The 11,079-nt window shown below is 62.8% G+C and carries 8 protein-coding genes and 1 tRNA gene; 3 read left to right on the top strand and 6 right to left on the bottom strand.

Annotated elements, in window-relative coordinates:
• Positions 1–1,046: 1,046 nt before the first annotated feature.
• Positions 1,047–2,096, bottom strand: a complete 1,050-nt coding sequence (locus SB772_RS24580) for an oxidoreductase (protein ID WP_410835802.1) — start codon at positions 2,094–2,096, stop codon at positions 1,047–1,049.
• Positions 2,097–2,186: 90 nt separating this feature from the next.
• The gene (locus SB772_RS24575) at positions 2,187–2,516 is read right to left on the bottom strand and encodes a hypothetical protein (RefSeq protein ID WP_410835801.1); all 330 of its coding nucleotides are present in this window, start codon (positions 2,514–2,516) and stop codon (positions 2,187–2,189) included.
• Between the two features lie 68 nt (positions 2,517–2,584).
• Between SB772_RS24575 and SB772_RS24570 the strand changes: the two genes are divergently transcribed.
• Complete coding sequence (locus tag SB772_RS24570) at positions 2,585–4,675, top strand: UvrD-helicase domain-containing protein (RefSeq protein ID WP_410835800.1); 2,091 nt, start codon at positions 2,585–2,587, stop codon at positions 4,673–4,675.
• A 131-nt stretch (positions 4,676–4,806) separates the two neighbouring features.
• Positions 4,807–5,004 (top strand): hypothetical protein, encoded by a 198-nt coding sequence (locus tag SB772_RS24565; protein WP_410835799.1) that lies wholly within the window; start codon positions 4,807–4,809, stop codon positions 5,002–5,004.
• Here the strand turns inward: SB772_RS24565 and SB772_RS24560 are convergent.
• Positions 4,980–5,885, bottom strand: a complete 906-nt coding sequence (locus SB772_RS24560; RefSeq protein WP_410835798.1) for a c-type cytochrome — start codon at positions 5,883–5,885, stop codon at positions 4,980–4,982. The two genes, SB772_RS24565 and SB772_RS24560, sit on opposite strands and share 25 nt — an antisense overlap.
• A 296-nt stretch (positions 5,886–6,181) precedes the next feature.
• Between SB772_RS24560 and SB772_RS24555 the strand changes: the two genes are divergently transcribed.
• Positions 6,182–6,257, top strand: a tRNA-Arg gene (locus SB772_RS24555).
• Between the two features lie 54 nt (positions 6,258–6,311).
• Here SB772_RS24555 and SB772_RS24550 read toward each other — a convergent pair.
• From SB772_RS24550 to SB772_RS24540, 3 genes are all read right to left on the bottom strand, one after another.
• Complete coding sequence (locus SB772_RS24550; protein WP_410835808.1) at positions 6,312–7,346, bottom strand: tyrosine-type recombinase/integrase; 1,035 nt, start codon at positions 7,344–7,346, stop codon at positions 6,312–6,314.
• A complete protein-coding gene (locus tag SB772_RS24545; RefSeq protein WP_410835807.1) occupies positions 7,259–7,561 on the bottom strand; it encodes a helix-turn-helix domain-containing protein in 303 nt (100 codons plus the stop codon). Before SB772_RS24545 ends, SB772_RS24550 begins: the two co-directional genes overlap by 88 nt.
• A gap of 718 nt (positions 7,562–8,279) precedes the next feature.
• On the bottom strand, positions 8,280–11,078 hold the full coding sequence (locus SB772_RS24540; protein ID WP_410835797.1) for a toprim domain-containing protein: 2,799 nt from the start codon (positions 11,076–11,078) through the stop codon (positions 8,280–8,282).
• Position 11,079: the final 1 nt, after the last annotated feature.

The following is an 11,079-nucleotide window of genomic DNA, read 5'->3' as shown; positions in this document are numbered from 1 at the left end:
GACGCGTCGCGCTGTCGATTCACGTAACCACCTGTCCCGTTATGCCGGAATTCTTTCGAGCAGGTGCGTCACCCGTTGCCGCTGTCCCGCTTTCGTTGCCTGCGCCAGGGCAGCCTCGTACTCGCCAGGCGTCGGTGCTGGACCGTCGCAAAGCCGGTTGACGAGAACCGTCAGCGCGTCCATCTGCGGCCCGTCGTACCGCGCCCGTAATCTCCCGTGAGACAGGCCAGCGCGCACCGCGTCAGATCACCTGATTGCTGCATCTCGGCGCTGACCCGCAGCACAGGCTCCATGCGCGCCAGCATCCATGAAGTGCGCTGGTTGCGCCCTTCCAGCGAGTAGAGGCTGTCGTAATACCTTCGTCGCTCCCTGCTGCTGATGTCGAGCGGCGCGAACCGGTATACGAATTCATTCAGGGACCATCCCTGGTGCCCACGAATATATCTAACATTGGCTCCAAGGCTCATTTCGGGCCTCTCAAAATAAAAAACCCGCACACAGGTGCGGGTTCTCCAGACACTCGCCACGGCTCGGGGATTCGGGCCGCGGCACTTACGGTGCCGAATCTATCCATCCGGTTTTGCAGCGGGCATCGGAATGCCATACGCACCCGTATCCAGGTTGCACGTCTCAACGAGGCGAATTCAACCGGGCGGGTCTGATCCAGCGCGCGGCGTTGCTGGTCATCGGGCGTGGTGCGGGAGCCGGGCTGTACGCTCAGTTGTCCTACCGTGCAATCGTAGATATCGGCGAAGCGCTTCAGCGTGCCGGTGCCAGGTACGTTGTATCCGTTCTCATGCCAGCGAACCGTATCGCGTGACAGTCCGGCAGGACAAAGACTGCGGTGTACAACGGGCACTCCCAAACACGACCGTATACACAAGAGAACGATTCTTAAAGATTTTGGATCGTCAGTAGACTCCAGTAGACGGAAAGAATCCCCCGCACAGGGGGAAAGCCAATAAACCAATATCAAATCAAGGAAAGGCCAACGCCGCAGACAAACAGAAACACGCCGCCGCCAATGCCAAATAAACCTAAACCCTTTATCGAATTCGTTCGAACGCCAACCGCACACCCTCATCCGAACTCCGGGCAGCAAGCTCAACCACAGTCATAACATCGACGGCATCCTGTGCACTAACAGGAAACTTCACGCCATTCTGAATGGCATCAGCCAAAGCAATATAAAACCCGGCGTAGTCTCCATTGCGAGTGGGAACCTCGCGCTCAACCTCTTGCGAGCCGTCGAGCACCCGCAGCATCCCTGCCGCGTTGCCGGCGCCAAATCCGTCATCACCGGGCCGCAGTCCGGCTTTCAATTGATCTTCCTGCGTATCGAGCCCGTATTTCACATAGCTTCCGCGCGTGCCGTGAATCGCAAACCGCGGCCCGACCAGCGCGGTCAACGCGCTCGCATGCAGCACCACCTCGAATTCGCCATACCCCAACTGAATATGAACGTAATCCGGTGCGCTCGCCTGATCGCGGTGCGTCCGAACCGTGGCCGAAACCGTCGCCGGCGTGCCGAACAACGCCAACGCCTGGTCGATCAAATGCGGCCCTAGATCGAACAGCAAACCGCCCCCGCGCGACGCCTCCTCGCGCCAGCGCTGCCGGACCTCCGGCCGGAAGCGGTCGAAATGCGATTCATATTGCGTGACGCGCCCCAACTCGCCGCTGGCGAGCAGATCCCGTACGGTCAGAAAATCACCGTCCCAGCGACGGTTGTGAAAGGGCACGAACAACTTGCCACGTGCAAGCGCGATGTTGGCGAGCGTGTGGGCGTCGGCGGCCGTGAGCGTCACCGGCTTGTCGACCACTACGTGCTTGCCCGCTTCGAGCGTGCGGCGCGCGAGGTCGAAGTGCGTGTCGTTGGGCGTCGCGATCACGACGCAGTCGATTTCGTCGAGCGCGAGCAGCGCGTCCAGATCGGCGACCACCTTCGCGTGCGGGTAGTCGGCCCGTGCGTGCTCGGCCTGGCTGGTCGCGATCGCGGCGACGTTCGCCCGCCCGCAGTGCTCGATCACCGGTGCGTGGAAGGTCGCGCCGGCAAAACCGTAACCCATCAATCCCATCTTCAGCGATACGGACATGCGTGTCTTCCTGCAAAAACGGCGCGCCGTTTTGCCACCGCGGCGACGGCGCGCAACGATGTAATTGTGGCATGTCCTGAAGCCTGTCCGTTAGCCGCCGGCGTGGGCGTCCGCCGCAGTCGTCTTCGACGCTCGGGCTAAAAGGGCAGTTGCGGCGCCGGACAAAGCTTCTGCCGCCGCTTCGGGCAAGATTTCCGCCGAGGGCTCTGACGCTTGAGTCAAGATTTCCGCCGAGAATTCCGCCGACGCTTCATTCAAGACTTCCGCCGAGGATTTCGCCGATGCTTCAGTCAAAACTTTCACCAAAGCTTGCGCCTCGCCTTCCGTGTTAACATCGCTCCTCTCGCGCGGATCGCCGCAAGCCGGAACGCCCTTCGCACCACGAGAGGCACCCGTTCCGGCCACCCGCCCGCGCAGCATGCCCCCGGGCCTTCGGTCCAGCGACTCCGCACCCAAGCGCCCTCAACCGCATTACCCATCCACAGACGATGTCCGCAGGCCTGAACCCCGCTCAAAATGAAGCGGTCCGTTATCTCGACGGTCCGTGTCTCGTGCTCGCCGGCGCAGGCAGCGGCAAGACGCGCGTGATCACGCAGAAGATCGCGCACCTTATCGAAGCCAAAGGTTTCGAGCCGCGCCACATCGCCGCCGTCACGTTCACGAACAAGGCCGCGGCGGAAATGCGCGAGCGCGTCGGCAAGCTGCTCGAAGGCAAGACGCTCACCACGCCCGGCAAGGAGGGCCGCAAGGTGCCCGTCAATCAGTTGACGGTCTGCACCTTCCACTCGCTAGGCGTGCAGATTCTGCGCCAGGAAGCGGAACACGTCGGCCTGAAACCGCAGTTCTCGATCATGGATTCCGACGACTGCTTCGGCATGATCCAGGAACAGGTCGGCTCGACGGACAAGGGCTTCATCCGCAAGATCCAGTCGATCATCTCGCTGTGGAAAAACGGCCTGATCATGCCGGAAGAGGCGATCGCGATCGCCGCGAACGAGGACGAGCACCAGGCCGCGATCGTCTATCGCAACTACGTGGCGACGCTGCATGCGTATCAGGCGGTCGATTTCGACGACCTGATCCGCCTGCCTGCGGAACTCTTCGCGAAGAACGAGCCGGTGCGCGACCGCTGGCAGAACAAGCTGCGCTACCTGCTGATCGACGAGTATCAGGACACCAACGCGTGCCAGTACGAGCTGCTCAAGCAGCTGGCCGGTCCGCGCGCGGCGTTCACGGCCGTGGGCGACGACGATCAGGCGATCTACGGCTGGCGCGGCGCGACGCTCGAAAACCTCGCGCAGCTCGGCAAGGATTTTCCGAAGCTGCATCTGGTGAAGCTCGAGCAGAATTACCGTTCGACGGTGCGCATCCTGACTGCCGCCAACAACGTGATCGCGAACAATCCGAAGCTGTTCGAAAAGAAACTGTGGTCCGAACACGGCATGGGCGACACGATCACCGTCACGCCGTGCAACGACGAAGAACACGAAGCCGAATCCGTGGTGTTTCGTCTCTCCGCGCACAAGTTCGAGCGGCGTACGAATTTCCGCGACTACGCGATCCTGTATCGCGGCAATTTCCAGGCGCGCATCTTCGAACAGGTGCTGCGGCGCGAACGCATTCCGTATGTGCTGTCCGGCGGCCAGTCGTTCTTCGACAAAGCCGAGATCAAGGACATCTGCGCGTATCTGCGCCTGATCGCCAACGCGAACGACGATCCCGCCTTCATCCGCGCGATCACCACGCCGCGCCGCGGCGTCGGCAATACGACGCTCGAAGCGCTCGGCTCGTTCGCGGGACAGGCCAAGGTGTCGCTGTTCGAGGCGGTGTACATGGGCGGCATCGAGGCGCGGCTGTCACCGCGTCAGGTCGAACCGATGCGCGTGTTCTGCGATTTCATGCAGCGTCTCACCGATCGCGCCGAAAAGGATGCCGCAGGCACTTTGCTCGACGAGCTGATGGACGCGATCCACTACGAGGCCTATCTGTACGATGCGTTCGACGAACGCCAGGCGCAGGCCAAGTGGCAGAACGTGCTGGAATTCATCGAGTGGCTCAAGCGCAAGGGCACGAAGGCCGAGCCTGACGGTTCCGGGAAGGGCGAAGCAACCGGCTTTGACAACGCCGACGGCCTCGCCGACACCGGCAAGAATCTGCTCGGCCTGATCCAGACCGTCGCGCTGATGTCGATGCTCGAAGGCAAGGAAGAAGATCCGGACGCGGTGCGGCTTTCGACGGTGCACGCATCGAAGGGGCTGGAGTATCCGCACGTGTTTCTGGTGGGCGTCGAGGAAGGCATCATGCCGCACCGCGGCGGCGCCGACGACGAACCGGTCGACGATGCGCGCATCGAGGAAGAGCGCCGCCTGATGTACGTCGCGATCACGCGGGCGCAGCGCAGCCTGCATCTGAACTGGTGCAAGAAGCGTAAGCGGGCGCGCGAAACGGTGGTGTGCGAGCCGTCGCGCTTCATCCCCGAAATGCTGCTCGACGATGCACCGCCGCCGACCCCCGAGGAAGCACCGATGTCGCCGAAAGACCGGCTCGCGAGTTTGAAGGCGCTGTTGCAGAAGCCTTGAGCGCGATCGCGAGCGAGCGTCCGCGTTCGCGCTGCAAGACCCGGCGCGCGGCAGGTGCATCGGCGGCTTTCACAAGCGCTAGCGTTACAGTGGCACGGCTCGACAACCGGACACTACTCGGAGACCCTTGCATGACAACGCCGCCCCTCGCGCACTATCGCCGCGCACTCGAAACCTATATCGACGCGAAGGACAACACGCGGGCCGAGCGCATCGCCGAGGCTTTTGCACAACGCATAAAAAATCCCTGCCGTGTGGCCACGATGCAGGGATTTTTTGGTTTACCAGAAAAGCCGGAGGCGATTTATTTCGCAGCGCTGACCATGTAATCGACGGCGGCCTTCACGTCCGCGTCGGACGCGTTGGAGCCGCCCTTCGCCGGCATCGCCCCCTTGCCGTGCAGCGCGTAGTTGTAGACGGTGTCCATCGGTTCTTTCAGGCGCGGCGCCCAAGCGTCCTTGTCGCCGAATTTCGGTGCGTTCAGCACGCCGGCCGCATGACACGCCTGGCAAACCTGCTGATACAACGCCTTGCCGGCTTGCGATGCATCTGCGCTTTGCGTGGCGCCCGGCGCCGGCGCAGCCGCTTGCGGCACGCTCGCCATCGCCGCCATGGCGGCAGCGGCTTGGGCGGCAGCCGTGTCCGAGGCGCCGGCCGGTACCGCGGCGGCTGCGCCCGACGCTGCTGCCGCACCCGAAGCCGCCGCAGCCGGCTGCGCCGGTTCAGGGAAGCTCGCGCCGGAATTGTTCGCCATATAAGCCACCGCGCGGGCGATTTCGAAATCGCTGTAGTCGTCGGGGCTGGTGCCGCCGCGCGCGGGCATCGCGCCCTTGCCGGTCAGCGCCGTGTGCAGGAGCGTGTCGAAACCTTGAGCGATGCGCGGCGCCCAGTCGGCGGTATTGGTGAATTTCGGCGCGCCAGCCGTACCCGCCGCGTGACACGCGGAGCAAACGGCCTTGTAGACCTCTTCGCCGGTTTTGTAGACGCGCGGCGCATTGGCGTCGCGGATCTCGACCTGCGCAAGCGGCTTGATGCGGGCGCTGACCTCGGCTTCGGAGAGACTGTCTGTGCCGGCGCCGGTACGCGTCGAGTTATCGACGTAAACCGCCAGCAGAACGATGATGACGATCGGTACGGCAAACCCCGCGATGATCGCAGCGATGAGCTGCGCGGGGGTTTTGATCGGGGCTCTGTGTGGTGCTTCGCTCATGCTTGTCTCGTCTCCGTGGGTATGTGAGCGGTACAGCGTGACGGCAACTTCTTGTTCTTGAATCAGCCACGGACGATTATAGACGTAACGTTTCGGCGGCGGCGAGCGGCGTGGCGAGGTGTTCAGCAGGCGTTTACCCGCATCGTGGGGCGCGCCTTGCGGCGTTCGGGCGGCGGCTTTGAAGCGCCAAATAGCGCCATGCAGGCCGTCCGGTGGACGGTTTGGACGAAACCGGGTATCCTTGCGGTCTCGCTTTGGCGCCGCTCCCGCTCAGGTTGCCGCGCTTTCATGTTGAAGCGCCCGTAGCTCAATGGATAGAGTACTGCCCTCCGAAGGCAGGGGTTGCTGGTTCGATCCCAGCCGGGCGCACCAATAGCCGTAAGGCTTTCAGCGGTTTCCCTTCCTTACCGTTCACCGTCATTGCAGCTAAATTGCAGCTAACTGCGGTTTTGCTGGCACCTCCGTCATCGGCTGCACCCACTGCGCCAGGTGATCGGCCGACAGGTGCGCGTACCGTTGCACCATTTCCAGCGTTTCCCATCCTCCCAGTTCCTTGAGCACCTGCAACGGCGTACCGCGCTGCACATGCCAGCTTGCCCAGGTGTGGCGCAGATCGTGCCATCGGCAGTCACGGATGCCGGCCCGCTTCAGCGCCTTTTTCCACGCGGCCGTCACGGTCTGGTAGACCGATTTGCCGTGGTACACGAACACGCTTTCGACATGCTCGGGCTTGCGCTTCTTCGGGAGCTGCCGCCGCAACACTCCCACGGCCGCGTCCGACAACGGCACCGTGATCGCCTTGCGGGCTTTCGCCTGGTCCGGATGTATCCACGCGACACGCCGCACCAGATCGACCTGTGACCATTGCAAACCGGTCACATTGGAGCGGCGCAGTCCGGTTTCGAGACTGAACTGCGCCATGTCGGCCAGGTGCGTCGGCAGCTCGGCCAGCAGCTTCTCGGCTTCCGCCGGCGTCAGCCAGCGAACCCGCTTTGATACGACCTTCGCGCGCTTCGTGACGGGAGCGCGATCGAGCCATTCCCATTCGACCGCCGCATTGAGCACCGCTTTCAGGACGCCGACGACGCGATTCACTGTGCCGGCGCTGACATTGCGCCCAAGCGTCTTGGGGCCTTTGCGCGTCTGCACTACACGCGGCTCCATCCGCTTCGCATGTGCGATCGCGTCGATCTTGTTCCGGTCGATGTCGATCAGCAGTACCCCCGACAAATGCTGGTCAAGCCAACGCAGGTGCGTCTTTGAGGTCTCAAGACTTGCGAGGCCTTCGCGATCGCTGATGTAACGGACGACCGCATCATTCCAGACGTAGCGCGGCTTGTGGCCGAGCCGCGCCTGATTCCAGAGATCCACTCTCAACCGATCGTAAAATTCCTGCGCCTGCTCTTTGTTGCTGGTGCCAGTGCTTCCCTGTATTGGCGGACCGCCGCCGGGGGGGTACAGCTTGTATTGCCAGTTTGGGCTCGTACTACGTTTATAGAGCGACATGTTTCTTCTTCCTTACCGTGGTCGCCCTGCACAACTCGCGGAATCCATTCTCCTGCGAGGTAGCGCTCCAGGGCAACCGTCGAGAACACCCAGCGCTTGCCGACTTTCCGGCCGGGCAGTTCGCCGGCCTTCGCCTTGAGCCTCACCGTCTCCGGATGCGCACGGAGCATCGCGGCGGCTTGAACGAGACCGACCGTACTCATTGGCGGACCTTCGGAGAGACGCGTAGCGGGGGTACACGCAGCGCAACTCGTGGACACGTGGATGGCGTGGAGGATGTCTCTAACGTTTTGATTTCAAACGAATTGCCTGCCATCAATTGCCATGGGTTAGCCGATTCCGAGGTGTCTAACTCGTGGCCTAAAAAATAGGCAGCGCGTCTGACTCGTGGCAAAACCGTGGTAACTCGTGGCGCACGTGCATAGCTGATTCTTTGCACCTCGAAGCCTTCTTTCTTCTTCTCTTTCAATAATTTAGAGAGAGAAGAGAAAGGAGCGACGCGGCGAAACGCAAAAAACGGACTCGTGGCAAAAAAGGCCTGACTCATGGCAAAGCATGGGTGATTTGTGGCGGTAGTCCTCTCAACAATCAATGACTTACACGCGCACACCCCCGAAAACCACGAGTTATCTGCACCGCCTGCCCCTGTCCATCGGCTAATTTCGCCCGCTTGGCCCCCGGCCTTCCCGGTTCGCGCCGTTGTCCGGTTGTTCTGGCTCGCGGGCAGAATGGCGGGAAGCGGACCGAACGGCGCGCGCGTGACGATGCGCACCGATTGCTGTGCGCATCGGTGCACGCACCGACGACCCGAATCCATGGCCGCTACGCGGCCAGAACGAGCAGGGTGAGGGACGCGATTGCGTGACGGCCGCGAGCGCTGGAAGGGCGTCATGCGCGGCCTCGCTGTTCGACGGCATCAGTCGCCAGGTCTTCGCGCACAGACACGTGCAGACCGAAGCCTGCGAGGCGATCGAGCGAAACCGGCGTGAGATATGGCACGCGGCGCGTGTAGATACGCCGCTCGACTTCTTTCTCGCCGACCACAACGCCGGCGTGATGGAGCTGGCGCTTGAACACGCGATCGGACTTCACCGGCAGACCGTTCCACTTGTCGCGCAGCGCGCTCGTGTGTGCGATGTGATCCATCACGTGTCCGGTGCGCAGCAGGATGCAGAACTCGCCGTCGACCGTATCGAACGTGTACGGGTGCTTGTAGTTGCCGCCGTCGATCTCGGACAGCACGGTTTCCAGAATCCAGACCCACGGCTCACGGTCGGCGCTCGTCTCGGCGATGTGGCTGTTCATTTCGGCCGTGAGGTCGCGAAGGAAGTCGCCTTCACTGGGGTCCATGCCGGCGAACTCGCAGAGGTAGCGCCACGCGAGACCCACGGCCGCATAGTTACCGGCCATCCGCAGCGCGCCATCGTCGGCGCCGCTCGCGCGACAGGTGGTGAGGCAACGCTCGCGGATGGCGCGATACTGGTCAAGCACGTCGCGTCTGTTCAGGCCGGCCAGGAATTCGAGCCATTGACGCAGCGGGAAGCGCGGCAGATCGTCGGGCAGCATCGGGCCACGCTTGCCGGTGAGCGACGTGCGGATCAGCTTGCCGAGCAGGCTTTTTACGGGCACATCTTCGCCGGCCAGCATCACGGGCGCGCACAACAGGTATTCCGTCATGTCGCTGCCGCGACGCGTTACCGTGTACTGATAGTTCTCCTGTAGCAGGCCAACGGCCTTGTCGATCACATCCTGCCGACGTGCGGACAGCTCTTCCCAACCGACCGGATGGCTCGTGTGGCTGATACTCGTCAGTAGTCGGAATTCGGTTTGCAGCGATTGCCCTGAAAACATGGTGAAAGCGAGCGTGCGCTCGAGGCGCTTGATGAGTGTCGATTTTCCCGCACCCTTGTCGGCCTGCACCGTCATGTGCGGCCAGAAGCCGAGCAGCGCTTTCAGGTGGCCGCCGAGTGCCCACACGAGCGGGATTGTCGCGGCGTTTTGCTTGAACGTCTCCTGATACGCGGCGAGCACACGCCGCGCGTCGCTGACCGGACCGGCCGGAAATGACAGGTTGTGATACGGACACTGCTTGTCGGCTTCAGTGAAATAGCAATCCGGGCCTTCGTTGACGATGAGCTGGCCGTCGCGCCAGGCGAGGCCCACGAAGTTCGCCGCGTGCCGTGCGCCGAGGTCCCCACCACGCTCCAAGATGTTCACCATGCGTTTGAACGGTGCCGGCGCCCAGATCGGCCCGAACTTCGCCCACTGGTCGGTGTTGTGGAGCTGGTCATCCATCATCACGCGACGAATGAGCGTCGGACCGTGGCGCGGCGCCTGTACGGACACGGCGAAGTACACGGTCGGCGCCTGGTCTGCATCGCCCGTCATGGTCGACGTCGCGCTCGCCACTGAAACGCGGCTAATAGAGGCGATACGGAAGCCGCACAGATCTGTCGTCACTGGCGTCTCGACGCCGCTTTCTTCGTTGCGGTCCATTTTCGCGATGTAGCTGGTGAAGTCGGGCCGAGTGCGGAAGCGCCAGTATTGTGCGAAGTCGTGCGAAGGCAGGTAGATGCGCGGCCGACCCTTGCGGCTGTCATCGCCAGCCATGCCGGCGATGAGCCACGGCTCGTACTGCTCAAGCGCGCGTTGCAGTTCACGAGGGCCGCGGAGTTGCAGGTAGTCGTTTACGTCGTTGATCGGCTTCCGAGCCTTTTCGCCATTGGCGAGGTCAGCCAGCCACTCGGATTGATCGACCATCACGGCGCTGATATTCAGGCTCGTGAGTCGTTCGTAAAGCGCCCACGCGGCTTCGGGGCCGGGCCGGTGGCCGGCGCGCGGGTGGCCGTCTGCGAATGGCTCATCATTGTCCAGGCAGATGACAACGTGCTTGCCGCGCAGAAACGAAAAGTCGATGCCGTCAACGTTCGCAAGGCCGCGCAGCGCGAACCCGGCGGTACCGGGAATGCTGCACGTGTCGATCGACAGCGCGTTGATCGCGCTTTCGACGACGATCACGCGCTTCGCCTTGCCGATCCGCCGCACGTCGGCTGTCCAGCCGTAGCCTGACTTGTCGCCTTGCGTCTGCGTCTTGACGCCGCCGTTGATCGTTGGATCGAGATAGCGCATGTCGACGGCGACGACATGGCCGGGATTCAACGTGCGGACGATGAACGCGGCGGCCGGCCCGCCGTGGCCGACTTCGCCGGGCTGCGCCTTCGAGCTGGTCCAGTCGTTAAAGCCGAGTGTCCTGGCTGTGATCGCGGCGTCGATTGCAGCGTCGGAGATCCCACGCCCGGTCAGGTAGTCGCGCACGAGCGCGCGTTCCGCGAGGCATCGATCGGCGATGAACTCCACCGTCGATTTCTCGCGGCGGTCCGCAGGCATGGCCGGCCGGTCGAACGGGATACCGTAGGCTTCATGCAGGAACCGGATCGCGTCGGAGACGGTGCCGCCGCGCGCGAAGATCACCAGATCGATGCAGGAACCCCCGTGGTCGGCGCTATGGTCGCGCCAACCGGTGCCATGCTTTGGGTGATTCTGGTAAATCGACAGTGACGGGCTTTTATCCTCGTGCTGCGGCGAGTGGTATAGCGCCTTGTCGCCGCCGCGTCCGCGTTTGAGGCCGAGGCGATCGGCCAGATCGTGCAGGTCGACGCGTTGTTTGAGTTCTTCGATCGAGGCCATT

Origin of the sequence: Paraburkholderia sp. SIMBA_030, assembly GCF_046535245.1 — a bacterium.
Lineage (GTDB): Bacteria > Pseudomonadota > Gammaproteobacteria > Burkholderiales > Burkholderiaceae > Paraburkholderia.
Note: the sequence above shows the minus strand (reverse complement) of the source record. Positions and strands in the feature narration are given on the sequence as shown.